This window comes from Flavihumibacter profundi, assembly GCF_020076305.1.
GTDB lineage: Bacteria > Bacteroidota > Bacteroidia > Chitinophagales > Chitinophagaceae > Flavihumibacter > Flavihumibacter profundi.
This window is the reverse complement of record NZ_JAIQXE010000001.1, coordinates 655,055-679,592: the sequence shown is the minus strand read 5'-3', so window position 1 is coordinate 679,592 and position 24,538 is coordinate 655,055. Positions and strand designations below refer to the sequence as shown.

Sequence of the window (24,538 nt, the reverse complement as noted above, 5' to 3'; positions counted from 1 at the left end):
GGCCGAGGACCCAAAGAGGACCCAAAGAGGTAGTATCGGGGAGCCAAAGAGGCCTGTTCCCGGAAAATCATTGGCAGGTGGACCCGGAATTGCAAAAGGGAACGACAGTATGAAAACTGGAATAATCCGGATTTCCCGAATGGTTAGGTCAATGCAGGCTTACCACCCTGGCTATTTTCCAGCTGCCTTTATCGTTGTGCCAGATCACCATGAACCGGCCAACTTTTGACGGTGCACCTGAAGGTTCGGTGTTGTTGTGAAAACTGTGTAAGCCAATTTCTATGGCTCCGTAATCTTTAATGGGATATACCTCTATGCTGCCTTTTACCAGTTCGCGGGTCACTTTGCCGCAGATATTCTTTTTTGTGGCTTCAACCAGTTCCTTTTTTGAAGTCATTAATCCTCCCTTGTCGTGGTAGAACTCTATATCCTCTGCATAGAAAGCGGCGTACTTATCGAGGTTAACCGTACAGGTATTGTAGGCATTGAAAAAGAGGCTGTCCAACCGGACAATGGTCTCATATAATTGGGGATCATCGGGCTGGTAATTTTTGGTCAAAGGATATTCATAATGCTGCTGTGCAAGACAATCTGCCTGTTTAAATACCAGGAGTAAAAGGCATATTATAAAGCTGCTGAATTTGCTCATAGAGAATAATTAAAGGTTCATGTATTTTATATTGCCGGTTCCCTAACTTTTTAACCCGAAAGTTGTTGGTAAAAGAATGGAGGATATTATCATATTAGGGGCTGGATTAAGCGGCTTGTCCACTGCTTATTACCTTAAGCAAAAAAACATAAAGTGCAGGATACTGGAAGCCAAAAGCCGGTTGGGAGGAAGAATTCAAACGATTTACGGCAAACTGGATACACCAATGGAAATGGGCGCCACCTGGTTCGGTAACCAGCACCTGCATGTACAGGAATTGCTGGCTGAATTGCAAATCGGCTTTTTTAAACAACACGATGAAGGCATAGCGCTTTTTGAAGCCATGTCTTTTGAACCCCCGCAACAATTCTTTATTCCCGCTGCAGATTCCCCTTATTACCGGATTAAAAACGGCACCTGCGCAATCATTGACAGGCTGAGCCAAATCATTGGCCCCGATACCATTCAACTAAATACGGTTGTTGCCCGGATCACCGACGAAGGTGACCATATCTGCGTTACAGACAGCCTCAATAAGGTATACCGGTGCAAAACCCTGGTGTCAACTATCCCTCCTAAGGTGCTTATTAACACTGTGCAGTTTCTCCCGGCATTACCAGCGCAGGTTGCCGCAACAATGCAGGAAGTGCAAACCTGGATGAGCGGATCGGTTAAGTTTGCCGTAGAATATGCAACACCTTTCTGGAGGGAAAAAGGATTCTCCGGAACCATCTTCAGCCAATCAGGGTTAGCCACAGAAATTTACGACCACTCAGATTTTAAGGATTCCGCTTTTGCACTAAAAGGTTTTTTAAATGGAAGTGCATTTCATTACACCCGGGAAGAACGCCAGGCAAAAGTTATCGGGCAACTGGCGCATTATTTTGGCGAAACCGCTAAGGGTTTTACCAGCTACCAGGATAAAATATGGAATGACCAATTCATTACTTCAGGTAATGATAGTTTCCTGCCGCCGCATCACAAAAATGGTCATGCTATATTCCAGGATAACTATATGAACAACAAATTATTCCTGTCGGGAACTGAAACAAGCACGCAATACGGCGGGTACATGGATGGTGCTATACAGTCCGCAAAATCAGTCGCCAACAAAATAATTCAATAGCCCCGAAATCATCCTTTCTTATAACTGATCTTATAAATCCGGCCATTGGTATCATCCGTTACATAAAGCGAGCCATCCGGACCTTGTGCCAATCCGCAGGGTTTGTGCAGTTCCTTTTCCAGCATAATATTATCGGCAAAGATTTCCCAGGGTCCTGAAGGCTGGCCATTCTTCATCGGCACAAAAGCCACCAGGTAGCCTTTCTTCAATTGGGCGGAGCGGCCATGGAAGGCAATGAAAGCCCCATTTTTATACTTCGCGGGGAACTGGTTGCCGGTATAGAACAATAAGCCATTTGGCGCAAGGTGTGCGGGGAACGCCATGGTCGGGTCCTGGTATTTTTTGGTCGCCGTTTTCTTACCATCACCTCCATATTCCGGTGATAATATCTGCTTATGCTGGAAGTGGTCGTAATACACATAGGGCCAACCGCCAGTGGATCCTTTGGTTACTTTATACATGGTTTCCGCGGCAGTTAAATCGCCCTGTTCTTCGGTATAATATTCTGGATAAAGTTCATGCAACTGGCCGCGGTTATGCTCCATAATATAAAGGGCATTTACCTGGCTGTTCCAATCCAGTCCCACTACATTTTTGAAGCCGGTGGCATAATGAACACCATCACCCTGGTGCTGGTTCAATTTAGCCGTATTAAACTGCCAGATGCCACCCACGGAATCCAGCAAGGGACAGGGATTCGGCGCCTTTTTGGAATTGGGATCCAGCAGGCAGGAATTCGAGTAGGAACCAACATTCACATAAATATGTCCCTTGCCATCGGTCGTGATCGATTTGGAATTATCGCGGTCGTGGTTAACCAGTCCGGTGATGATTTTCTCCGGCTGGTCTGGATGCAGCACTTCCCCGTTCTTGTCAAGCGCATAACGGTAGACGTCATCATTCGACGAGGCATATAAATAATTGTCGCGGATGCAGATACCTGTACCCGGGTAATTGCCGAATAGTTGCTGCTGGTCAAACAGGCCATCGTGGTTGGTATCTTTCAAATAAACGATGCCTTTGCCTTCGTTCAGCCATGCCAGTTTAATATAAATACCACCCTGCCGGCTAACCGCAATATGCCTTGCTCCTGCTACACCGTCAGCGACTATCGTAGAAGAAAATCCTGCGGGCAGGACGAGCTTCGCATCTACCGGCGCAGCCATTACCTGTATACCTTTTGCTTTACCAGCCTGGGCATTTGCCACGAAAGAGACCAATACAGTTATTAAGAAAAAACCTGATGCAATTGCTATTTTTTTCATATCCTATTTAAGTAGGCGCAAATATAGCTACGGAGAGGATCATTGCATTTTATTGCATCAGGTTTTTTACCCCTTCACCTCATCTATCTCAGATAATTTCCAGGTTTTATCGAACCAGGGCTCCAGCGGCCCGTAAAGGCGGAATAATGTATTCCAGCCTTTGCCAGGAATTGTTTGTATCCAGTTGTTTTCCATGCCTGCCGGTGCTTTAGGCCCAAAGTAGACATCAACAGATCCATCCTGGTTAACAATTAAATTTTTATTTTGACTGGTTACCATCGGGAATTTCTGGTCGGTCTGGAGCATGGAACGCGTTTGGTTATCATATAAGATAACCGACCAGAAATCCTTTACCGGAACTTTGGGTAGTACATGTAAGCGGTAGTTTTTGCCACCATCCAATGGATTGCCCTTAGCATCCACAATTCCAACTGCATATTGGGAGCCCTGCCCAACCATCTTCGCTTCCATAGCAGGCGTTACACCTGTGGCATAGAAATAGAAAAATGCAGCGGCATCCAGGTAGCTCACACCGGGTTGCGACTCGAACCTATAACCACCTAACCATTGCCGCCAGGTACTGTTAGGATAATAAAATGCTTCTGGAATGCGACTCTGGTAGGTTAATGTCCGGGCCGTGGCATCTCCTACCAATGCGGCCTCAGTAAGAATCTTCTTCATGCGCTCGTCTGGTGCGAAAGGCTTCCCTTTTTCGATACCTATAGCGGCAAAAAAGCCCAGGGTTACGGGGTCGATGGATTCAACAGGTTCATTTTGAACTACCACATTAAGGTATTCCCAGAAGGTATAATCTGCTGGTGCGATAGTGCTGAAATCTTTCCCTGAAACATTTACAAAAGTATTCGCCTTTGGCTTTGCTGACGCTGCAAGCGGGTAAATCTTTGTCAGGCTTTTTAGCTTTTCAATTGCAGGTTCGATATTTCCATTCACCGGGAAATTGCGCCAAACGAGAATAGACTCATAGGTAGGAACCCGCACAACATGGTAACCATCCGGAACTTCGCCCTTATAGCCGGGAGGCAATAACAAGTACTTGCCTCCTTGTCCCTTGTCGGGACCAACGATACCAATGTCCGTAACATAACGGAACCAGAAATCGTCAATCATCCCCAGGATCATGGGGGGAACCTCTGCCACCAGTGGACCATCATGAAGATTAATCCAAATCCACGTGTATGCGGTGTTTGCATTGGCTGTCAGAAACAGGGACCGGGAATCCATCATGGATTCGAAAGTGGGAATAGTGAAATTGGGTGGTCCAAGTTTCGTCAAACCTTCCCTCAGTCCCATTACATTAACTGCTGGAAGTGCCAGTAAATAGGCCTGCACAGCCCGCTGGAAATCCAGGTTATCATAAAGTATGCTGACTGATGCCTTATCGGGAAACCCATCAAAAAATTTAAGTGTTCCCAGGCGTGTCTGCACTTTATCCGGCAATGCGATCCCGGCAGGAATATTCGTGGTCATTTTTAACTTCGGGGCCTTCTGGCCATAAGTAGTTTTCATAAATAAGGTTGATAAGAAGATGCCGCAACAACAAATAATTTGTTTTGAATTCATTTGATACTTATTTCACTTCTGACTTTCAATCTCTTTCAGCTCTTGTCCGTTTTTTTTAAAAATGCAGACTCCTTACCAGTGTTAAGCGCCTGGATTGGATCCATCATTCCATAAAGCTGGATAATTTTGGCTACGACACCGGTCCATCCGGTTTGGTGGCTGGCACCAAGCCCGGCACCATTGTCGCCATGGAAGTACTCATAAAAGAGGATATTATCACGCCAGTTGGGATCAGTCTGGAACTTTTCTGTTCCGCCATAGACTGGTCGCCTGCCCTTTTCATCCAGCAAAAAAGTGCTGGTAAGCCGGTCGCCGATTTCTTTTGAAACTTCAAACAGGTTCATCATATTACCAGACCCTGTCGGGCATTCGATCTTGAAATTGTCGCCGTAATACAGGTAGTAGTTGAGCAGTGCCCTGATGATCATAACATTTACAGGCATCCATACCGGTCCGCGCCAGTTGGAGTTACCACCGAACATACCCGTATTAGATTCGGCCGGAAGGTAGTCTACCCGGTACTCCTGGCCATTGACGTTGAAAACGAACGGATGGTCTTTGTGGAATTTAGAGATCGAACGGATGCCGTGAGGTCCCAGGAACTCATTCTCATCCAGCATCTTCGTAAGGATGCGGCGCAGGCGATCCGGGTTCACAAGGGCGAGGATACCCCTATTGGCTACCCCCAAATTACCTTCACCGGTAGGATGGATGGATGTTTTAAGTTCAGGCATACGGCGCAAACGTTCTCCTATAGTAGCCATCGACTTCGGCAGTCGCTTCCGCTGGTATTCTTCTATGACAGTACTGGCACACAATGGCAGCAATCCCACCATTGACCGCACTTTAAGCCGATGGGCACTGCCATCGGGTAACCGGAGCAGGTCATAATAGAATCCGTCTTCTTCATCCCACATACTTTCATCCCCCGGCTGGTTCATAGCCGCGGCGATAAAAAAGAAGTGTTCGATGAACTTGAAAACCATCGGTTCATAACTGGGGTCCTGGGCAGCGACTTCTGCTGCGAGCTCCAGCATATTCTGGCTGAAAAGTGCCATCCAGGCAGTGCCATCCGCCTGCTCCAGGCTGCCACCGGTGGGCAATGGTGCGCTGCGGTCGAAAACACCGATATTGTCAAGGCCCAGGAAACCTCCTTCGAATACGTTCTTACCATAGCGGTCCTTCCTGTTCACCCACCAGGTGAAATTCAGCAACAACTTATTGAAAGTCGACTTGAGGAATTCAATATCTGTTTCACCGCGCAGGGCCTGCTCAGTGCGGTGCAGGAACAAGGTCGCCCATGCATGTACCGGAGGATTCACATCGCTGAAATTCCATTCGTATGCAGGCATCTGGCCGTTAGGGTGCATATATGCCCCTCTTAGCATCAGCTCCAATTGATTTTTGGAGAAATCGGGGTCCACTATTGATATGGGTAATGTGTGGAAAGCCAGGTCCCACGCCGCATACCAGGGATATTCCCATTTATCGGGCATGGAAATAACGTCCTCGTTCAGCATATGGTACCACTCAGAATTCCGGGCGTTTTTATAGCCTTTATGCAGGGGATTGGAATTGTGTTCATCCAGCCAGTTATCGCCGTCAAAAAAGAAGAACTGTTTGCTCCATAGCATACCCGCAAGCGCCTGGCGCATTACATTGGCCTTGTCTTCGCTTATTGATGGCGGTGTGACTGACTTATAAAATGCATTGGCTTCGTTTAACCTATCCGCAAAAATCTTTTCAAAATTAAGCCCGAACGGGCTGTCCTTAATTTCTGCCGGATTTTTTGTAAGTCGCAACCTGATCACTGAAGTCTGGCCGGCACCGATATTTACGGTATAATGCGCTGCAGCTTTTGTACCCTGCTTTTCGGGGTTCACAGCACCCGCGTTGCCATATACAACATAATCATTTATGCCATCCTTAACATGCGGGCTTTCGTTTTTGGATCCAGGAAAAAGTCTTTCATGGTTCGTTTCATTTTCTGTAAATAACAAAGGCACATCGGCATCACAGGCTAATATGAATTCACCCAGTAGTGGATGGCTTGCTGTGATAGCGCTAATACCTGGTTTTGCATTAACCTGCCGGAGGTTTGGTTTCACTTCGGCCCTGTTAGATTCTGCGATCCAGGCTGACCAGTCGTTCCGGAACCAGAGTGTTGGCACCAGGTGCAGTTCAGCTGCTTCAGGCCCACGGTTAGCTGCGCTGATTTTCACCAGTATATCTTCAGGTCCGGCTTTAGCATACTCGACGAAGACATCGAAATACCGGTTCTCATTAAATATACCGGTATCGAGGAGTTCGTACTCCATCTCTTCGCGTGAACGCCGGCTGTTCACTTGTTCAAGGTCAAGATAAGGATAAGCCGCCTGCGGGTACTTGTACAACATTTTCATGTAAGAGTGCGTCGGTGTACTGTCGAGGTAGAAATAATATTCCTTTACATCTTCCCCATGGTTACCCTGGCTGTTGGTCAATCCGAACATACGCTCCTTGAGGATGGGATCTTTCCCATTCCACAGGGCTAATGCAAAGCAGAGATGCTGTTTGTCATCGGAAATGCCGGCGATACCATCCTCACCCCAACGGTATGCACGCGAGCGGGCATGATCGTGGGTGAAGAAATTCCAGGCATCACCATTTTCGCTATAGTCCTCACGCACAGTACCCCACTGGCGTTCACTCAGGTAAGGCCCCCATTTTTTCCATGGGAGTTTATTTTCTCTTGCTTCCTGGAGTCTCTGCTTTTCCATAATATAAAATTTTATAATTAACCCGAATACATTTATAATTCTATTTAGCCTTCTTTTGTTTTTTTACCAAGTACATTTTAAATGTCATACCGAAGGCATCTACGGTCTGGATCTCTGGCTGGTGCTCAAACTGGTGGTTCCAGAAAACTTCATAGTTCGTCCTTTTTGTTACCCTTAATTCAACCCCCAGCTGGGTCCTGAAACGGTTGACAGCGCTATTACCGAAGTTGGCAAAGTATTCTACAAACCCATAGGCTGTAAAAATCAGGTATTGGGTCCGCAAGTCCTTTTCAACGTTCAATCGCGGCCGGTAGCGGCTTTTAAATTCACCGTTATTTATCCGCCAGTCGAAACGGTTTTTGTTGGTAAGTAACATTGCCCAGGGCAGGTAGAACCTGGCATCCGCCTCAGTAACGATCATGCTCTCTTTGAAAGGGTCTTCTGAACTCGGCGGGGTGGCACTATATTGATAACCACCCCTAAAGAATATATACTTTCCGGGAAGACTATCAGCATGGCTATAGTTGGAGTGGATTTTCTTTACTATAGGAAACGTGAAATAGTCAACAAACAGTCCTATTGCTCCATCAGAATAGGATGACTCATCGAGTTTAGTCCCGCCAGCGGTTCCGTATAACCGAAACCTATGATTAATAGTATAATAAGCATCAATAGAGGGCCAGACTTCCTGGGCCTTTTTTGAAAGCTGTGACATTACCTCCGATCCCGATCCAACCAGTATCAGGGCCAGGGAAATTTTTAAAAAAAAATTACGGTTTGGCATAGACGCTGCTTTCTCTCGCCTGGATCAAAAAAAATTACTATTCACTAGGTGGAGTAAATTTATACCCCAGCTGCCGCAACACATCTGCTTCATTGTAAAAGGTCCTGCTCAACACGATTTTCCCGTTCTTAATTTTGTAAACAGCATTCACCCAGGCATGTACCGGCCCCCGGCCATCCTTGTATTTAATGGCAATTTCGGCCCAGTTGGAAACCCAGTTACCCGGCTCAGCCTCTTCACCCTCTTCTACCGTTACCGCAATATTTTGAAAGCGGGTATACTTAACTGATTCATAAAGGTTTTCTGAATTATACTTAAAGCCTTTAAGGGCTTCTTCTTTGTTGACTGAATCACCATAAGAAGGACCAAATCCTTTGTAATTATCTGCAAGCAGGGAGTCCATCGTCACAGCATCCTTGGTTTCCACAGCATGCAGAAACTTTTTGGCAAGGGCAAGGTTTTCTGTTCTTATTTTATCAGCAGGAGCAGATGGCGCTGAACATGAATAGAGGCAGGTAATTATAACTGCGAAAAAGATAAGCTGCTTCATAAATGAAAAATTTTTATTGTTGTCGGTTTATTTAATCGTGTACCCTTTCCCTTCAATACATGCTGAAAAAGCTTTCTGGAAGCTATTTTTCATATCCTGCTCTGTTTTTGCAGCTGCAGCCTCCGCTTGCTTGTTTTGCTCGGCCTGCGCCTGTTTGCCTTGACGCCTTCCGGCCACACCGCCGGCAACAGCGCCAATAGCTGCACCCTTACCTGCATCGCCCGCTATGGCACCAATGGCCACACCCACTGCCGCACCTTTGGCGGCACCTTTTACAGCCCCGCCGGTTGGACCGGTTTGAGGCGGTGGCGCTTCTACTTTAGGCAGGTTCAAAGGATCAATGCCAGACTGTTCCACAGCCCAGTTATAACAAGCAAACTCATCCTTTTTTTGCTGGTCCTTGCTTTGTCCCTTAGAAGGAAAAACATATAATTTCATCGTGTTTGAAATCTGGTTATACGTCATCTTAGCCGTATCGGGTACGGTTGGTGCTGGTTGCTGGGCCATTGCGTTTTGACCCCCCAGCAGAAAGAAAGCTGCTGCGATACCCTGGATAAACCTGTTTTTAAAATACCTTGTTTTCATCTTAGTTTATTTACTATAACAATTGAATTATTTCTTAACCTCGATCTTTACATTGCCCAATTTGCCATTGAACTTTGAAGAAGCCCCGTAATCGGTTACATAAGTTCCCTCATCAACACCCACATCTGCAAGGTCGTCCACTGAAAATATGCCGGGCTGTGTCTTTTCAATATGGCCCTCAGCAACTTTATTCCCATCCACATTGATGCTAAGCAAACCGCCTTTACCTGGTCCGCCGCCATCGTAGGCGAAGTTGTAAACCAGTGTATGCTTACCTGGCTTAATTGCCTGCGAAGCGATAACTGAGTAGGATTGCAGGCCAAGGTAGTTATAGGCAAATGCAGGTTTGCCAGCCTTCAGGTAAAATGATACACCACCAAACCTGCCACCCTGGCAAACGATTACTCCATTCCCATTTGCAGTAACATCAACATCTGCTGTAAGGTTATAAGAGGTATTTCTTAAACTAATGAAAATATCAACCCCCATTCCTGTCATCCCGTCACCGAGTAACATAGTATTGCGTCCTTCCATAACCGTTGGCCTTCCAACTAATTTGGCGTCTGTTCTTTCCAGGAAACGGTCATCCAGGGGAAGTACATGATACTTTTCGGCTTCTTTCATAAACAAAGCCTGCAGCGCTTTCAGTGTATCAGGATATTTATCCGCCAGGTTGTTGGCAAGGCTGAAATCTTCAGTCACTTTATACAAATCCCACACATCCGCCTGTAAGGTATTAAGGGGTTTGGGGCGCCAGGCCGGCCTGTGAATTGTCCTTGCAAACCACCCGTCTTTATAAAGGGCCCTGTTCCCGAACATTTCAAAATACTGCAGGGTATGCCGCTCTTTTGCATTGGCATCTTTAAACGTGTAGGCGAGGCTTGTACCTTCTATGGGATCCTGTTCTATACCATTCACCATTTTAGGGGAAGGGATACCCGTAATTTCATAGATGGTTGGGGCAATATCAATCACATGCCCGAATTGTGAACGGATCTCGCCTTTGGCCTTAATGCTTTCGGGCCAGTGAATAACCATACCATTACTGGTTCCCCCAAAGTCAGAACTAACCTGTTTTGTATAAGAAAAAGGCGCATCCATGGCCACGGCCCATCCTGCAGCAAAATGCGGGTATGTACTGGGTGACCCCCATTCTTTATAATGCTTCAGCATATCAGGGACAGTTTCCACGACTGCATTGAAATAGGTCATTTCAGAGAACATACCGTTCATTTGGCCTTCCGCGCTGGCACCATTGTCGCCTGCTATAAAAATGAAAACGGTGTTATCCATTTTACCTAAATCTTCAAGGGTAGCAATAAGCCGTCCTATTTCATGATCGGTGTGTTCGGCAAAACCTGCATAAACTTCCATCTGCCTGGTGAACAATTTCTTTTCATCAGCAGAAAGCTTATCCCAATCCTTTATATCAGCAGGCTTAGGCGCAAGCTTGGTATTTGGTGGTACGATGCCCAGTTTTTTCTGTCGTTCGAGGGTTTCTTCCCGAACCTTATCCCATCCCTGGTCAAATTTCCCTTTGTATTTATCCGACCATTCGGCAGGAACATGGTGCGGCGCATGTGTTGCACCAGGGGCATAATACATGAAGAAGGGTTTGTCGGGTGTTATTGACTGCTGGAACCTTACCCATGAAATCGCATGGTCGGTCATATCAACAGTAAAATGGTACCTGGGGTCCTTTGGAATTTCCACCTGGGTAACGCCATCATACACTAACGGGGCATATTGGTTGGTTTCCCCACCCAGGAAGCCATAGAATTTTTCAAACCCCGATCTCGTAGGCCAAAAATCCTGGGGGCCTGATGGTGAAATTTGCCAGGTGGGCACTTCATGGCTTTTACCGAAAAATGCAGTATTGAAACCGTTCTGGCGAAGTACTTCCGCCATTGGCGTTATCGTCTGGGGCCTCATGGAAGTGTTACCCGGAAAAGCAGTGGCTGTTTCCGTAATAGATCCCATGTTTACTGAGTGATGGTTATAACCGGTTAACAAGGCTGCCCGGGTTGGTGCACAAAGTGAGGTCGTGTGAAAATTGTTATACCTGATACCACTCTGGGCGAGCTTATCCAGGTTGGGCATATGTACAGGCCCCCCAAAAGCTTCAGATACCCCGAAGCCCATGTCGTCAATTAAAACAATCACTACGTTAGGTGCTCCCTTCGGTGCTTTCACCTCAAAACGTTCAGGCGCCTTGGCATTACGGGCATCGAGCTCAGAGTAGGTCTGGCGTTTAGGTTCCTTAATAGGAAGGACTGTACGGTCCATTTCACCTGCTGGTTGTACAGTTCCCGTTTCTTCCTTTCCAGTTCCAGCGCCTTCAGGCTTCTTCTGGTTGCAACTGAATAACCCGATTGCTATTATTGCAAGCAGCAGATAAAAGGCGGATGGCCTTAATTGTTTTAAATAGTGCATCATAATTAATTAAAGGAAAGCATAATTCAAATTTGAAATACGCTCTGTACTTATTTTGATAAAAGTATGCATGAACGGAAAAGCCTATACATGACTTTCATCAGGCACTATGATGATATCCCTCAAACGGGGAACAAAACATACGGTTTCCAAAAGGTCAATTACACATTCGCCGCCTGCCAGATGAACCAGGTATTTAAAAGGATATAAGCAACCAGTACCAAAACAGCCATACGTTTATCAAAACGCCTGGCAGCTTCTACCCTGTTTGCCTTTACCAGTTTCATCGTGTACGTTGTTGCTGTAATTATGCCAAAAATGAAAAACAGGGTAAGGCCGTGTAAAGTATCCACCAGCGTAAACGAGGAGGATTCGGGCAGGGAAGAATCAATAATGTATTTATTACCAATCACGGCAAACAACGAACCAACGCTAAGCCCAAAACGGGAATCGATTCCGTCATAATGGATGTAAAAGCAGATATAGGCAATCAGGAAGGCGATGTACATACCCAGGAACATTTTCCAGAACAGCCCGGTCGCATCGCGATGGATGGTCATCCGAACCCTGAAATTGCTGTAATCCATATGTTGTTTGGAAAGCGACTCATCCCCGAATGCTGTTTCATAAGCCTTCACTCCGGTTTGCAACACACAACTGTCAATAAGCCATCCATTTAAAGCAAAGCGGGGGTCATAATGCCTTCCGGCCGTATCGGCTTTAAACACCAGGGAATTGACATCATACTGGGAATTTTCAATGGAGAGCCTGAGTTTCTGCTGGTCAAACGGGAAATTATTGATCTTCCAGGAATCCTTCATCACACATTGCAGCTTCATCATCAGGGAAACCCGGCCATTGGAACTATCTATGGTGGAGAACGATTTGGTTACGCTTTTCGCCTGCGGGATCTCCAGGTTATCCACAAAATTGAAATCCTTGTTCTTATACTTCAGCCACAACCAGCAATTGACCACATACTCTTTCTGCTTGAAATCAATATCATGGATGCTGGTAATATAAATACCGGCAATAACCGTATCGGGTGGTGCTTGCTGCGCGTAATTTGCTTTCGGAAAACAAATAAAAAGTATTACTAATAACCCGATACCATGCTTTCTCATAAATATGGCTGTATGGCTATGAAATTAAGGGAAGCCGGGGAAACTCCAAGCAGTGCTGTTGAAAATGGCAGGCAGCGCTTTAACTTTACAACCGAAATGAAATATGCATTCCTTCTCTTACTGCTTTTACCTTTTGCGCTAAAAGCCCAGGTGTACCGTGGCCGCCTGGTGGATGGCCAATATAAAACAGCCATTGATGCTGCCACCATTTTAACAACAAAAGGATATTCCGCTATATCAGACAAGGATGGCTATTTCAGTATCAAAGCAGGTCCATCAGATTCTATCTTTATATCTAAAGTTGGTTATCTCGGTAAATCAATGTTAGCCACCACAAACAATACGGCTAATGTCATTTACCTCAGCCAGGCAATGGCTTCCCTTGATGAGATAGTGGTCGTCGCCAAACTGGACAATGCCTTACTCAGCAATATGCACAAGATTGATTTAACCACCCGGCCGTTAAATAACTCACAGGAAATTTTACGGATGGTTCCCGGTTTGTTTATCGGGCAGCATGCCGGCGGGGGGAAGGCAGAACAACTGTTCCTTCGCGGGTTCGATGTTGACCATGGCACAGATGTGAATATCAGTGCCGACGGTATTCCCGTGAATATGGTAAGCCATGCCCATGGCCAGGGTTATGCAGACCTGCATTTTGTAATTCCTGAAACCATTGAAAAACTGGATTTCGGGAAAGGCCCCTACTACGCAGATAAAGGTGATTTTACCACGGCGGGTTATGTAGCCCTGCATACTTTTAATGAACTCCCGAAAAATATGGTGCGGGTGGAAGGCGGTATATTTAATACGCTAAGGACTGCCGGACTCTTCAATGTCATTCAACCGTCCCAAAAACAAAATGCATATATAGCCGGCGAACTATACTTTACAGATGGACCGTTTGAACATCCGCAAAACCTGGAAAGGTATAACCTGTCGGGCAAGCACCAGTTCCATTTCAAAAACGCCACCCTCACCACACAGGCTTCTACATTATACAGCAAATGGAATGCAAGTGGCCTGATTCCCGAACGCGCAGTGGCAGATGGAAGCATAGGCTGGTTTGGCGCAATTGACCCGAACCAGGGCGGACAGACCTCCCGTACCAACCTAAGCACAAAGCTGACCAGCCGGCTTAAGAATGGGGGGACAATGGAAAACCAGGTGTACTATTCCAACTACAATTTTGAATTATACAGCAACTACACATTTTTTAAAGAAGACACAATACATGGTGATCAGATCCGGCAAAAGGAAAACCGCAACCTCTTTGGCTACAACGGCAGCTTTACAAAGGAAAAGTATCTCCGGAACGGCGCCAGCCTGCTGTTTAAAGCAGGGGCAAATTTTCGCCATGATGATATCAGGAACCTGGAACTTTCCAGGACCTACCAGCGTACTGAGGTTACTGAGCCAATGTCATTCGGGCCAGCCAGGGAAACCAGCCTTTCAGGCTATTTGAGTGAAACCTATAAAAAAAATAACTGGACCATTAACGGTGCTTTGCGGTATGATTATTTCAATTTCCAATACCGAGATGACCTCAATAGCCTTCCCAATAAATCAGTTGGCAAAGGCATCCTGGGTCCAAAATTGAACTTACAATACCAGGCATCAAAGCAAACCGCCCTATACCTTAAAGCCGGAAGGGGATTTCATAGTAATGATGCCAGGGTGGTAATCCCCGAAAACGGCCAGAATGTTTTACCTGCAGCATGGGGCAGTGACCTGGGGATAATTACCAAGCCCTTAAAGAATATGCTGGTCAATGCTGCTGCCTGGTTTTTATACCTTGACCAGGAATTCATTTATGTCGGCGATGAAGCTGTTGTTGAGCCAGGTGGGAAAACCTTTCGCAAGGGCATTGATGTTTCAATCAGATATGAGATTTTTAAGCACCTCTTTGCCGACATAGATGCCAATTATACCATTGGCCGTGCTATAGACGAACCGAAAAATGCACAGTACCTGCCCCTTGCCCCCAAATTCAGCAGTACCGGTGGATTAGCCTACACTGGCGTAAAATTCAATGCCGGATTGCGTTACCGTTGGTTGGGAAACAGGCCGGCCGATCAAACTAACACGGTTATTGCCAAAGGATATTTTATCACTGACGCTAATGCAACCTGGCATTTCAATAAAACATGGAGTGCAGGTCTCGTAGCAGAAAATATTTTTAACCTAAAATGGAAGGAGACGCAGTTCCTTACAGAAAGCAGGTTATACAATGAGCCCATCCCCGTGGAAGAAATTCATTTTACTCCCGGTACCCCATTTTTTGTAAAAGCAAGGCTAACCATAGAATTTTAATTTAACTTTCTGGTAGCAATCCCCCCTATTTTCCCGTTTTTACATTTCTTATCAAATAAAAAGCTTTGTCATGGAACCATCATCCTCCACAGTAATAACCGTTTCCACCACCGTTAATGCCCCGATGGAAAAGGTCTGGGACTTCTTCAACGAACCTGGCCATATCACCCACTGGTACCATGCCTCGAAAGACTGGCATGCGCCGGCAGCATCCAGCGATTTCAGGGATGGCGGTAAGAGTACCATCCGGATGGAAGCCAAAGATGGTAGTACCGGGTTTGATTTCGTATGGACCTACGATTCTATCATCCCTCATAGATTGATCACTTATACCATTGCCGATGGCAGGAAAGTGGAAGTGAGTTTTCAGCTATCTGATGAAGGTATAATTGTTACCGAAAAATTCGAGGCTGAAAAGACTAACCCAATAAATCTGCAAAAAGATGGCTGGCAAGCCATACTTGACAGTTTTAAAAAGTATACCGAGTCCCGTTAACCAGCCTAACCATTGATCTTATGGCCCTGCAAAAAATAACTCCCTTCCTCTGGTTCAATAATGAAGCAGCAGAAGCAGCTGCCTTCTATACAACAATATTTAAAAATGCAAGGATCATTAGCTCCAATCCAATGGTCACCAATTTTGAACTGGAAGGCCTGCAGATCGCAGCTTTAAATGGTGGCCCGCATTTCAAATTAACCGAAGCATTTTCATTTGTCATCAACTGCGAAACGCAGGAGGAAATTGATTACTACTGGGGAATGCTTACGGAAGGCGGCGAAGAATCGCGGTGCGGCTGGCTGAAAGACAAATTCGGCTTATCATGGCAGGTAGTTCCCACAATCCTGGGGGAGCTCATGAATGACCCGGAGAAATCACCACGCGTGATGAAAGCATTTATGCAAATGAAAAAGTTCAATATTGATGAATTACTGAACGCTTAAAATCCTGTAAAATGGCTGCCACAATTGATGAGTATATTGCTGGTTTTCCAAAAGATATCCAGGTACGATTAGAGCATATGCGGGCAATAATCCGTAAGGCTGCCCCTGAGGCTACGGAAACCATTGGTTATGGGATCCCGACATTTAAGCTTGACGGCAACCTGGTACATTTCGGTGGATTTAAAGCGCATATCGGTTTTTTCCCGGCGCCATCCGGATTAAAAGAATTCCAGGAGGAGCTTTCGAATTTTAAAGGGTCGAAGGGCGGGGTCCAGTTCCCATATGACCAACCACTACCGGTTTCCCTAATTACAAAAATTGTCAAATACCGGATTGGTGAAAACCAAAAAAAAGCCCTGGCTAAGAAAGCCAGGGCTAAGAAATAGAAATCGTATTAAAAGTTTACAAACTCCAGCCTTCACGGTACTGGCGTTTAACAAACTGGTTAGCTTCATCGAAGTTGGTGATCTTCATATTTGGACCATCCCAGAGTAATTTAATATGACGGCCCGGGTAATCAAAGTCATCACCTTTTGCATTTTTCTTCCGGATGTCAAAGCTACGGATGGCAAGGTTACCCATCAGCACACTTTCCGTTAAGGGACCAGCGATATCAAAATGTGAGCTCAGGTTCTTTGCTTTATCACTGCCATAACCGGCAATAGCTGCTTCAACCCAGGCTGCATAGTGACCATCTTCGCCATTTTTTACGCGGGCAATTGTTTGGGGCACTTTAACTTCCTTAGTTCTTGAAGTGGGCAGCAATTGCGGGTTTACTGCATATGTGCCGGCCATCATTTTACCTTTTGTTCCATAAAACAGGATACCATTACCGCCATCTCCCATTTCTTCATTGGCACCCAGTTCCGCCGGACGTGATGGCTGTATTCCACCATCCATCCAATGCAATTCGATATCTGGTTTACCATTTTGACCCTTAAAGTTTAATGTGATATGGGAAGCAATCGGGCCACTTTCAGGGAAATAACCACTGTCCCAGTTTTGAATATATTTTGTTGCCACACTGCACTCGGCACTTGTGGGGTAACCCAATCCCAAAACAGCAAATGCCGGGGACATAATATGGCAGGCCATATCACCCAAAGCACCGGTACCGTAATCCCACCAGCCACGCCAGTTAAACGGCAGAATACCATCAAAATAATCACGCTTTGGTGCAGTACCCAACCATAGATCAAAATCAAGTCCGGCCGGGATCGGTGAAGAAGTAGAAGGACGGCCTACACCCTGGGGCCAGATCGGCCTGTCTGTATAACAATAAATGGTATGCACATCACCAATCACACCGGCATTGTACCAGTCCTGCAATTGACGTACACCATCACCTGAAGATCCCTGGTTACCCATTTGCGTAACCACTTTATATTTATGCGCAGCCTCGGTAAGCATCCTTGCTTCGTAAATATCGTGGGTCAGCGGCTTTTGAACGTAAACATGTTTGTTGAGGGACATAGCAGCCATTGCAGCAACAGCATGTGTATGGTCTGGTGTTGAAACCGAAACTGCGTCTATAGATTTATGTTCCTTGCTAAGCATCTCGCGGAAGTCCTTGTAGAATTTCGCTTTGGGAAATCTCTTCCTGGTTTCCACACACTGGCGTTCATCAACATCACAAAGGAACCCGATATCTGCTTTCCCACTATCGAAGAAATTCTTGATATCACTGGTACCTTTACCACCAGCACCAATGCCTGCAACAACCAGGCGGTCACTTGGGGCAATAAACCCACGACCCAGTACATGGCGTGGCACAATCATGAATCCAGCTGCAGTTAACGCTGAATTGCGGATGAAATTCCGCCTTGAATCCGAACCTACCGTTTTCTTTTTCATTATCATGTATTTTTTAATACTTATACAACCTTTTCAAATAATTCCAGTAAGCTAATAAAAAACGTTGAATTATAATGCGGTTTTGACCAATTGTTCAATGGCTGTAACAACCTGCAATTCACAACGCCCCCCCTGTTCTTTTGCTTTTTTGGTAATTTGCAGGCTCTTCGTCTCCCAACCCAGTGGCGGCTTTTTACCAGAGGTAATAAATTGCAACGCTTCAATGCCAACTTTTGCGATCTGAGCTAAATGTTCAGACAAATTAGCTGCTTCTTTCAGTACCGGGGATTGTTGTATTAGTTTTTGAAAAGCAACATCATTATTTTTCCATAGTTCAAGGCTTTTCCGTAGTTCGGGAACCACCTTAGCGTCTTTCGACTGGCAAAAAGCGGCAACCAGCTTCCTGAATTCCCTTGCTGTTTTTTGGTCGGGCGTTGCTACATCAGCAATTTTGGTATAGGGAGAAAATACCGTGTACATGGTATCCCCTTCATTCCTTTCATACAGCTTCAATGGCTCAATTACATTCACCAATACTTCCAGTGCCTGGGTATTGTAGCCGTTAACCAGCCTGCGCATCAGCATGCCTTTGTTTTTTAACTGCGTTGTACCCAGGCCTTCCAGGTATAAATCAATTTTATCCAGTCTCCGGTACATATCATCCACATTATTTACCGACTGGGATGACCACAAACGCTCAGCAATAGCCGCAGTTCTTGGCCAGATACGGGAATCCACTGTTTCCGGCGTTACATGTTCCGTCCACATGGTAGCTTCCCCACCCACAATAAATTTTTGCTCTTCCTTTGTAAGCGGCGTGTTAACCGGAACAGGATCTACGAGGTAATGATAATCTGTGGGTTGTATCAGGTCAATATAATAGCCTGTAGATAGCAAACTTGTATATCCCTGCCTGGCAGCATCTACCAATGATTCCAAACCCCGCCATGACTGTATCATAATATCATGCGGAACACCCGGGCGGAAAATCTCATCCCAGCCCATCATTTTCTTGCCGTTTTTTTTCAGGATCGGCAGCAACCGGCTGATAAATTCCGTCTCGAGTTCGCGGTAAGTGGTCATGCCTTTTTGCTGCATGTAAGCCTTAATCTCGGGATTGCGGTCCCAGTCCTTGCCGGTATTTTCATCGCCGCCGATATGAAAATATTCATCCGGGAATAAGGCAGCCATTTCTGTAAACAGGGTATCTAAAAACGCATAGGTATACGGTTTAGTAACATCGAGCGCAGGATCGAAAACCCCATAATACCGTTGCAGTTCATAGTCGCGTTGCACACTGGCCAGTTGCGGGTACGCTTTCAGCATGGCCGTGCAATGGCCGGGCACATCAAACTCAGGCACAATCCTGATACCCCGCTGGTCGGCATAGGCTATAATCTCCTTTATATTTTCCTGCGTATAAAAATTACCCTCGGCGCCAACAGAGGTTAACCTTGGATAAACTTTTGATTCAATGCCAAATAGCTGGTCCTCGGTAAGGTGCATGTGAAACACATTCAGCTTAACGGCAGCCATTGCATCCAAGGTTCGTTTTACCACATCCATCGGCATCCAGTGGAGGGTTATATCAAGCAACAGGCCGCGCCAGGGAAAACGCGGTTCATCGTAAATCTCTACGCCAGGAAAATAGTAGCCCCCCTTTTGCACACTAACCAACTGCTGGAGGGTTTCCAATGCCCGTATTGCGCCAAGATCAGTATTGGCAGTGATCTTCACCTGTTTTGAACCCGTAATTAAATGATAACTCTCATCTTCCTGTAAATTCAGTTCGGCCTTGCGCTTCACATCAATCAACAGTGTTGCGGAAGAGCTGGAATCCTTAGGGGTAATATTACCCTGGGTGAAGAAAAATCCCATCCGGTTGTCGAGCCGCCTTAAAGCCCTGGAAGCTTCTTTATAAACCCGGTCACCCGGATGTCCAATAATACCAATGGTGAATTGCTTATTGATGGCACAAGAGTTCCCATGTGTTTTCAACGACCTGGGAACCGGCATGAGGTTATAGGTATTGTCCTGCGCAAACAAATGCACCAGGGCAATACAAAAAACAAGCAACAAAATAGTCTTGCGCATAGGTGCTGGGAATTATGCTTTCGCCGGGCGAATGCCTAAACGGTCGCACCAGCCAAGGAATACTTTATAGGTATCATCCAATGCCAGTTTTTGTGCAGCTGTTAAAGGGTTGGGATTTACGCGGCTGGTAACTTCAATAGGCAGCCCTCTTTTATGCAGGAAATATTTTGCACTGAGGGGATAATTCTGCCCAACGATATCTTCAGTCTTTGTGAGCTGTGCCTGCATCCATTTCACATCTTCCTGGCGATCGGGATTAGTGGAATTGTTGCACATCCACACCAGGATTTCAGGATAGAAATTTCCGCAGATAGCAGACATGCCTTTTGCACCGGCCTGCAGGGAATACATGGTATTGGCAACGCAGGCATCATAGAATTCCAGCCTGTTGTTACCGATCATGGCTATTTTCTCCTTTACCTTATCCAGGTCAATCGTAGTGTCTTTGTGGTAAATGAACCTGTTGGTACCCAGCATATATTTAAATACGTAAGGGGTAATAATCCTTTTATAAGGAGAAGGACATTCGTAGGTACCTAAAGGAATATTATCAGTGATGGAAAGGAATTTGTCTAAATTGGCAATCAGCACGTCATCTGATTCTTCCTTTTTTGCAAAATGCGAGGTTATTAAAATAACTGCGTTAACACCGGTATGGTACATCTGCTTTGTGAAATCGGCTTTTTGCTCCAGGGTATCTCCAAATGAGCCCGTTGCAACAACAGACATCGCGCCGTTAACCTGTTTTACCACATGCCGGCCGAGTGATAATCTTTCTTCCGGGCTCAGGCTATACATTTCACTGCTGGCGCAATTAGCGAAAAATCCTTTAACACCGGCAGCTCTGTAAAAATCAACCAGCCTCGAAAGACAATCATAATCAATTGAGCCATTTTGCTTGTACGGTGTAACCATTACGGGTACAAACTTTTTATCACTGGCGAATGGATTGATAACCGGTGATTTTTGTGCAGCATATATTTTTTCACCTACTGTAGCCGAAAGGGCAACACCAGCAGATGCCGCAGCAATTTTCTCCAAAAAAATCCGCCTTGATGATTTATTTGTTGTTTTCATGCCAGAATGTTTTTTGTTTAATTATTGGCCGGGCTTATTGATTAGCGTCCACCCTTATTTTAATTACAATTTTCTTTACCACATCATAACCTTCTGCCTTAATGGTCGGGCGATGGGCATCATTGGGAAAAAATAAAAAGAATTTACCAGGTTCTGTGGTATAATACTTTCCGTCTGCCGTATAATTGACCACATCTACCGTATATGGTTTTGTAATGGTAGCCTTTGATGCATCTGCAATACCAATGATTTCCTTTCCTTTTATTATATACTGCAGGTCGATATATTTCCTGTGTGATTCCCACTTCACTTCCTCCTTTGGATGGGATGGTGCTTCAGTTACAGAGGCAAATACATCTTCACCAACAATAGGATACTTACCGGGTTTTATTTCATCCAGGTTTTGTTCCTTTAAAAAAGCGAAAGCCGCATCCCACCATTTTTGGTTGGTATGGTAGGCTGTATAAAACGCAGGCTTATTTACTGTTTGATGGGGTTCAAGTGCTAAACCATTTGCCCATTCCTTTTTTTTGACCCATTTTTTGGCAGTCTTATTGGATACAGCCTGGGCTGGTTGTTGGGCAAGGCCGGCAAAACTCATCATAGAAAGTAATAGTGAAAAGCAAATCGTCTTCATGTAATTTTTATTAAGGCATATCCCAGTAAAGCGGGAGTTTTTTTCTTAGGAAGGCAACACTTCTTTCTAACTGGTCCATACCGTCAACCCCGTCCTCAATACTGATCCATCCATCAAAACCAACTTGTTTCAGTGTAGAGAAAATGGCGTCGTAATCATTAAGCCCCTTCCCGATTTCACCATGGCTCAATCGTTTAGCATATCCGGCTGCGCCGCCCTCTTCTTTCCGGAGGTCTTCAATGGTCCCTTCTTTCAGGTAGCGGTCGCTGGCATGCATGGTTACCACGCGTTTGGCTATACGCTTTAATAAGTCAAGCGGGTCTTCACCAGCCAGGTAGGTATTGCTGGGATCGTAGTTCACCCCAAAATTAGGATGGTTAACTGCATCCACCAGCGCGCAAAACACATCAGCTTTCTGGGCAAATTCCGGGTATTCCCAGAAATCGTCCTTGTAATGGTTTTCGAGGATCAGGGTAATATTTCTTTCCTGGGCGTAAGGAAGGCATTCGTAAATACAATCCGCTGCGAGTTTCACACCTTCTTCCATCGACAATTCAGGGCGCCGTTGTCCGGATAACACCCTGCAATAACTGCCACCCAGTGCATAGGTCATATCAATCCAATACTTTTCCTTGGCAATTTCCTTATCGCGGAATGCTTTATCAGGATGTGTAAAATCTGGTGAGCAGCACATCATGGGAATGGTTTTACCATGGTCTTCAACCATGCTGCGAAACTTACTCCAGTTTTTTTGGTCGGCCATCTGTAAAAAACCGGCGTACCATTCCAGGCCTTCGACATCCAGTCCTGCTGCCAGTTTGATCCATTCTTCAACAAGCATGGAACCGTCCTTACAGAGTGCCTGCATAAATGCTTTGGGAAATACGGCAAGTTTAGGCATGCGCAATAATTATTTAGAAGTTTTTATAGTTGAGGTATCTTTTGGCGGATTGCGGCCAATAAATGGATATTGTTCCAGGTCCATTACCTGCCCGCTGACAGGTCCGCTCTCATCGGCCAGCCAATATACTGCAGCAGCAGCAATTTCAGATGGTTTAAGGATACGGCCGGCAGGTGCATACACAGACGGTAAATCCTTGTACCAGTCATCCGCAAGGCCGTGCGTCTTTTTTCTTTGTATTTCTGTTTCAGTAAGTACCCAACCCGGATTGACCTGGTTAACCCTGACCCCATTTTCGCGAAATAAGGTATCACCCAAATTCCTGGTCATGGTCATTAAGGCACCCTTTGAAATGCTATATGCAAAAAGGTTTGGCTCACCACTGTACGCATTAACAGAACCGATATTTAATACTGCACCACGCTGCATTTCCAGGTAAGGCAATGCGGCTTTGATAAGGTTAAAAGGTGCAATTGTATTAACAGCAAATATCCGCTCTAAAAATTTTGTATCAGTGGTTTGAATATTTGAAGAAGCAACCATGGCAGCATTATTCACTACGGCATCCAGTTGCCCAAACTTTGTAATGGCAACTTCAACCAGTCTGCCGGCAGCACCTTCCCTGCTGATATCTTCAATGTGCAACACTGCCCTATCATTGCCCAGCAGGTCGAGTACTTCCTGGCCCCATTCTTCTTCGAGGCCATGCAATACAATCCTGGCGCCTTCCTGGGCACAGCGCAAAGCAATAGCTTTGCCAATACCCGTGGTACTGCCTGTGATAATAATGACCTTATTTTCTAACCGCATAAATTATACTGGTTTTAAAACACTTTTCACGACTTCACCTTTGTGCATTTTTTCGAATGCTTCGTGCCATTCTGTTATTGGCCATACACCACCAATAATAGGTTTAACATCCAGTTGCCCGCTTGCAAGCAGAGCAATTACTTTTTCCCATACAGGCCAGTTATGACTGAAGCTTCCCTGTAAGGTGATATTTTTTTGTACCAGCGGATCAAGGGAAAAGCCCAGTGGCTGGGGGCCCCATCCAACTTTAGTAATATGTCCGTTAGGGCGAACCAGGTCGAGGGCAATTTTCAGTGTAAAGCTTGTACCTGCTGCATCAATAATTACATCTGCACCCAAACCATCAACTTTTCTTGCCCATTCTGTTGCATCACCAACAATAGATTCGCAACCATATTGTTCGGCAATGGCCAACCTTTTGCGGTCAGCTTCCAATCCGGTTACAGCAACCTGTGCGCCACAAAGTTTCGCAACAGCTGCACACAAAATGCCGATGGTTCCGGGTCCGATCACAATAACACGATCGCCGGGTTTAATACCGGAATTATTTACAACTGCATTATACGCCACGCAACAGGGTTCGGTCAGGCAGGCCTGTTCGAAAGGAAGTTCATCCGGAACACGGTGCAGGCATCTTGCAGGCACTTTTACATATTTTGTCATGGCGCCATTCACACCATAACCAAATCCTTTACGGTCGGGATCAAGGTTATACAAACCAATCCTGGACATAGGACTGGCCATATTCACAACCGCTGCAGTTTCACTGACTACCCTGTCACCAATTTTCCAGTTGGCAACACGGCTGCCCAATTCAACGATATGCCCGCCGAATTCATGGCCCAGCACTACCGGGTAATTAACGGTCCAGCTATGGTCAGCAGTCCATTGGTGCAGGTCACTACCACAAACACCAACATTGGCCACTTCAAGCAGCACATCCTCTTCGCCAATTTCGGGTTTTGCTATTTCCCTTATTTCAACGGATCCTTTTGCAGATGAGTAATTGATTACCGCTGCAGATTTTATCGTAGACATATCAGAACGTTTATTA

21 protein-coding genes are annotated in these 24,538 nt (G+C 45.6%); 5 read left to right on the top strand and 16 right to left on the bottom strand.

Going from position 1 to position 24,538, the window contains the following annotated elements; all coding sequences use genetic code 11:
- Positions 1 to 148 precede the first annotated feature (148 nt).
- Positions 149 to 649 carry a nuclear transport factor 2 family protein gene (locus LAQ65_RS02830; protein ID WP_224115419.1) on the bottom strand — a complete coding sequence of 167 codons (501 nt, stop codon included), beginning with the start codon at positions 647 to 649 and terminating at the stop codon, positions 149 to 151.
- Between the two features lie 76 nt (positions 650 to 725).
- Here LAQ65_RS02830 and LAQ65_RS02825 point away from each other — a divergent pair, with 76 nt between their 5' ends.
- Positions 726 to 1,775 (top strand): flavin monoamine oxidase family protein, encoded by a 1,050-nt coding sequence (locus LAQ65_RS02825; RefSeq protein WP_224115418.1) that lies wholly within the window; start codon positions 726 to 728, stop codon positions 1,773 to 1,775.
- Positions 1,776 to 1,783: 8 nt separating this feature from the next.
- On the opposite strand, the gene LAQ65_RS02820 is transcribed toward LAQ65_RS02825, so the two are convergent.
- The 8 genes from LAQ65_RS02820 to LAQ65_RS02785 all read right to left on the bottom strand — a co-directional run bounded on the left by LAQ65_RS02820 (position 1,784) and on the right by LAQ65_RS02785 (position 12,856).
- Positions 1,784 to 3,040: a PQQ-dependent sugar dehydrogenase gene (locus tag LAQ65_RS02820; protein WP_224115417.1), complete on the bottom strand. Its 1,257-nt coding sequence runs from the start codon at positions 3,038 to 3,040 to the stop codon at positions 1,784 to 1,786.
- A 66-nt stretch (positions 3,041 to 3,106) separates the two neighbouring features.
- Positions 3,107 to 4,567 (bottom strand): DUF1254 domain-containing protein, encoded by a 1,461-nt coding sequence (locus LAQ65_RS02815; RefSeq protein WP_224115416.1) that lies wholly within the window; start codon positions 4,565 to 4,567, stop codon positions 3,107 to 3,109.
- Between the two features lie 89 nt (positions 4,568 to 4,656).
- Entirely contained in the window at positions 4,657 to 7,380 is a 2,724-nt protein-coding gene (locus LAQ65_RS02810; protein ID WP_224115415.1) for an MGH1-like glycoside hydrolase domain-containing protein, read from the bottom strand.
- Positions 7,381 to 7,420: 40 nt separating this feature from the next.
- Positions 7,421 to 8,164: a DUF2490 domain-containing protein gene (locus LAQ65_RS02805; RefSeq protein ID WP_224115414.1), complete on the bottom strand. Its 744-nt coding sequence runs from the start codon at positions 8,162 to 8,164 to the stop codon at positions 7,421 to 7,423.
- Between the two features lie 37 nt (positions 8,165 to 8,201).
- Positions 8,202 to 8,714, bottom strand: a complete 513-nt coding sequence (locus tag LAQ65_RS02800) for a nuclear transport factor 2 family protein (protein ID WP_224115413.1) — start codon at positions 8,712 to 8,714, stop codon at positions 8,202 to 8,204.
- Positions 8,715 to 8,741: 27 nt separating this feature from the next.
- The gene (locus LAQ65_RS02795; protein WP_224115412.1) at positions 8,742 to 9,299 is read right to left on the bottom strand and encodes a YMGG-like glycine zipper-containing protein; all 558 of its coding nucleotides are present in this window, start codon (positions 9,297 to 9,299) and stop codon (positions 8,742 to 8,744) included.
- A gap of 27 nt (positions 9,300 to 9,326) precedes the next feature.
- Positions 9,327 to 11,735, bottom strand: coding sequence for an arylsulfatase (locus LAQ65_RS02790; RefSeq protein WP_224115411.1), 2,409 nt, complete (start codon positions 11,733 to 11,735; stop codon positions 9,327 to 9,329).
- Positions 11,736 to 11,893: 158 nt separating this feature from the next.
- Positions 11,894 to 12,856 carry a ligand-gated ion channel gene (locus LAQ65_RS02785; RefSeq protein ID WP_224115410.1) on the bottom strand — a complete coding sequence of 321 codons (963 nt, stop codon included), beginning with the start codon at positions 12,854 to 12,856 and terminating at the stop codon, positions 11,894 to 11,896.
- Positions 12,857 to 12,868: 12 nt separating this feature from the next.
- On the opposite strand from LAQ65_RS02785, the gene LAQ65_RS02780 reads away from it, so the two are divergent.
- The 4 genes from LAQ65_RS02780 (at position 12,869) to LAQ65_RS02765 (ending at position 16,497) form a co-directional block, all read left to right on the top strand.
- On the top strand, positions 12,869 to 15,169 hold the full coding sequence (locus tag LAQ65_RS02780) for a TonB-dependent receptor (RefSeq protein ID WP_224115409.1): 2,301 nt from the start codon (positions 12,869 to 12,871) through the stop codon (positions 15,167 to 15,169).
- A gap of 70 nt (positions 15,170 to 15,239) precedes the next feature.
- On the top strand, positions 15,240 to 15,665 hold the full coding sequence (locus tag LAQ65_RS02775; RefSeq protein ID WP_224115408.1) for an SRPBCC domain-containing protein: 426 nt from the start codon (positions 15,240 to 15,242) through the stop codon (positions 15,663 to 15,665).
- A gap of 20 nt (positions 15,666 to 15,685) precedes the next feature.
- On the top strand, positions 15,686 to 16,111 hold the full coding sequence (locus LAQ65_RS02770; protein ID WP_224115407.1) for a VOC family protein: 426 nt from the start codon (positions 15,686 to 15,688) through the stop codon (positions 16,109 to 16,111).
- 11 nt (positions 16,112 to 16,122) lie between these two features.
- Positions 16,123 to 16,497 (top strand): iron chaperone, encoded by a 375-nt coding sequence (locus LAQ65_RS02765; RefSeq protein ID WP_224115406.1) that lies wholly within the window; start codon positions 16,123 to 16,125, stop codon positions 16,495 to 16,497.
- A 16-nt stretch (positions 16,498 to 16,513) separates the two neighbouring features.
- Here the strand turns inward: LAQ65_RS02765 and LAQ65_RS02760 are convergent, their stop codons facing one another.
- From LAQ65_RS02760 to LAQ65_RS02730, 7 genes are all read right to left on the bottom strand, one after another.
- A complete protein-coding gene (locus LAQ65_RS02760) occupies positions 16,514 to 17,965 on the bottom strand; it encodes a Gfo/Idh/MocA family protein (RefSeq protein WP_224115405.1) in 1,452 nt (483 codons plus the stop codon).
- Between the two features lie 69 nt (positions 17,966 to 18,034).
- Positions 18,035 to 20,059 carry a beta-N-acetylhexosaminidase gene (locus tag LAQ65_RS02755; protein WP_224115404.1) on the bottom strand — a complete coding sequence of 675 codons (2,025 nt, stop codon included), beginning with the start codon at positions 20,057 to 20,059 and terminating at the stop codon, positions 18,035 to 18,037.
- 12 nt (positions 20,060 to 20,071) lie between these two features.
- The gene (locus LAQ65_RS02750) at positions 20,072 to 21,136 is read right to left on the bottom strand and encodes a dihydrodipicolinate synthase family protein (RefSeq protein ID WP_224115403.1); all 1,065 of its coding nucleotides are present in this window, start codon (positions 21,134 to 21,136) and stop codon (positions 20,072 to 20,074) included.
- A 34-nt stretch (positions 21,137 to 21,170) separates the two neighbouring features.
- Positions 21,171 to 21,773, bottom strand: coding sequence for a YhcH/YjgK/YiaL family protein (locus tag LAQ65_RS02745; protein WP_224115402.1), 603 nt, complete (start codon positions 21,771 to 21,773; stop codon positions 21,171 to 21,173).
- Positions 21,774 to 21,783: 10 nt separating this feature from the next.
- A complete protein-coding gene (locus LAQ65_RS02740) occupies positions 21,784 to 22,674 on the bottom strand; it encodes a sugar phosphate isomerase/epimerase family protein (RefSeq protein ID WP_224115401.1) in 891 nt (296 codons plus the stop codon).
- 9 nt (positions 22,675 to 22,683) lie between these two features.
- A complete protein-coding gene (locus LAQ65_RS02735) occupies positions 22,684 to 23,484 on the bottom strand; it encodes an SDR family NAD(P)-dependent oxidoreductase (protein ID WP_224115400.1) in 801 nt (266 codons plus the stop codon).
- A gap of 3 nt (positions 23,485 to 23,487) precedes the next feature.
- On the bottom strand, positions 23,488 to 24,522 hold the full coding sequence (locus tag LAQ65_RS02730; RefSeq protein WP_224115399.1) for a zinc-binding dehydrogenase: 1,035 nt from the start codon (positions 24,520 to 24,522) through the stop codon (positions 23,488 to 23,490).
- Positions 24,523 to 24,538: the final 16 nt, after the last annotated feature.

Bases quoted from the DNA above. Each gene is read 5' to 3' on its own strand.
- LAQ65_RS02805 (WP_224115414.1), bottom strand. From the start codon at position 8,164: ATGCCAAACCGTAATTTTTTTTTAAAAATTTCCCTGGCCCTGATACTG.
- LAQ65_RS02780 (WP_224115409.1), top strand. From the start codon at position 12,869: ATGGCTATGAAATTAAGGGAAGCCGGGGAAACTCCAAGCAGTGCTGTT.
- LAQ65_RS02830 (WP_224115419.1), bottom strand. From the start codon at position 649: ATGAGCAAATTCAGCAGCTTTATAATATGCCTTTTACTCCTGGTATTT.
- LAQ65_RS02740 (WP_224115401.1), bottom strand. From the start codon at position 22,674: ATGCCTAAACTTGCCGTATTTCCCAAAGCATTTATGCAGGCACTCTGT.
- LAQ65_RS02730 (WP_224115399.1), bottom strand. From the start codon at position 24,522: ATGTCTACGATAAAATCTGCAGCGGTAATCAATTACTCATCTGCAAAA.
- LAQ65_RS02755 (WP_224115404.1), bottom strand. From the start codon at position 20,059: ATGCGCAAGACTATTTTGTTGCTTGTTTTTTGTATTGCCCTGGTGCAT.
- LAQ65_RS02815 (WP_224115416.1), bottom strand. From the start codon at position 4,567: ATGAAAACTACTTATGGCCAGAAGGCCCCGAAGTTAAAAATGACCACG.
- LAQ65_RS02745 (WP_224115402.1), bottom strand. From the start codon at position 21,773: ATGAAGACGATTTGCTTTTCACTATTACTTTCTATGATGAGTTTTGCC.
- LAQ65_RS02760 (WP_224115405.1), bottom strand. From the start codon at position 17,965: ATGAAAAAGAAAACGGTAGGTTCGGATTCAAGGCGGAATTTCATCCGC.
- LAQ65_RS02790 (WP_224115411.1), bottom strand. From the start codon at position 11,735: ATGATGCACTATTTAAAACAATTAAGGCCATCCGCCTTTTATCTGCTG.
- LAQ65_RS02795 (WP_224115412.1), bottom strand. From the start codon at position 9,299: ATGAAAACAAGGTATTTTAAAAACAGGTTTATCCAGGGTATCGCAGCA.
- LAQ65_RS02825 (WP_224115418.1), top strand. From the start codon at position 726: ATGGAGGATATTATCATATTAGGGGCTGGATTAAGCGGCTTGTCCACT.
- LAQ65_RS02735 (WP_224115400.1), bottom strand. From the start codon at position 23,484: ATGCGGTTAGAAAATAAGGTCATTATTATCACAGGCAGTACCACGGGT.
- LAQ65_RS02750 (WP_224115403.1), bottom strand. From the start codon at position 21,136: ATGAAAACAACAAATAAATCATCAAGGCGGATTTTTTTGGAGAAAATT.
- LAQ65_RS02785 (WP_224115410.1), bottom strand. From the start codon at position 12,856: ATGAGAAAGCATGGTATCGGGTTATTAGTAATACTTTTTATTTGTTTT.
- LAQ65_RS02810 (WP_224115415.1), bottom strand. From the start codon at position 7,380: ATGGAAAAGCAGAGACTCCAGGAAGCAAGAGAAAATAAACTCCCATGG.
- LAQ65_RS02800 (WP_224115413.1), bottom strand. From the start codon at position 8,714: ATGAAGCAGCTTATCTTTTTCGCAGTTATAATTACCTGCCTCTATTCA.
- LAQ65_RS02820 (WP_224115417.1), bottom strand. From the start codon at position 3,040: ATGAAAAAAATAGCAATTGCATCAGGTTTTTTCTTAATAACTGTATTG.
- LAQ65_RS02775 (WP_224115408.1), top strand. From the start codon at position 15,240: ATGGAACCATCATCCTCCACAGTAATAACCGTTTCCACCACCGTTAAT.
- LAQ65_RS02765 (WP_224115406.1), top strand. From the start codon at position 16,123: ATGGCTGCCACAATTGATGAGTATATTGCTGGTTTTCCAAAAGATATC.
- LAQ65_RS02770 (WP_224115407.1), top strand. From the start codon at position 15,686: ATGGCCCTGCAAAAAATAACTCCCTTCCTCTGGTTCAATAATGAAGCA.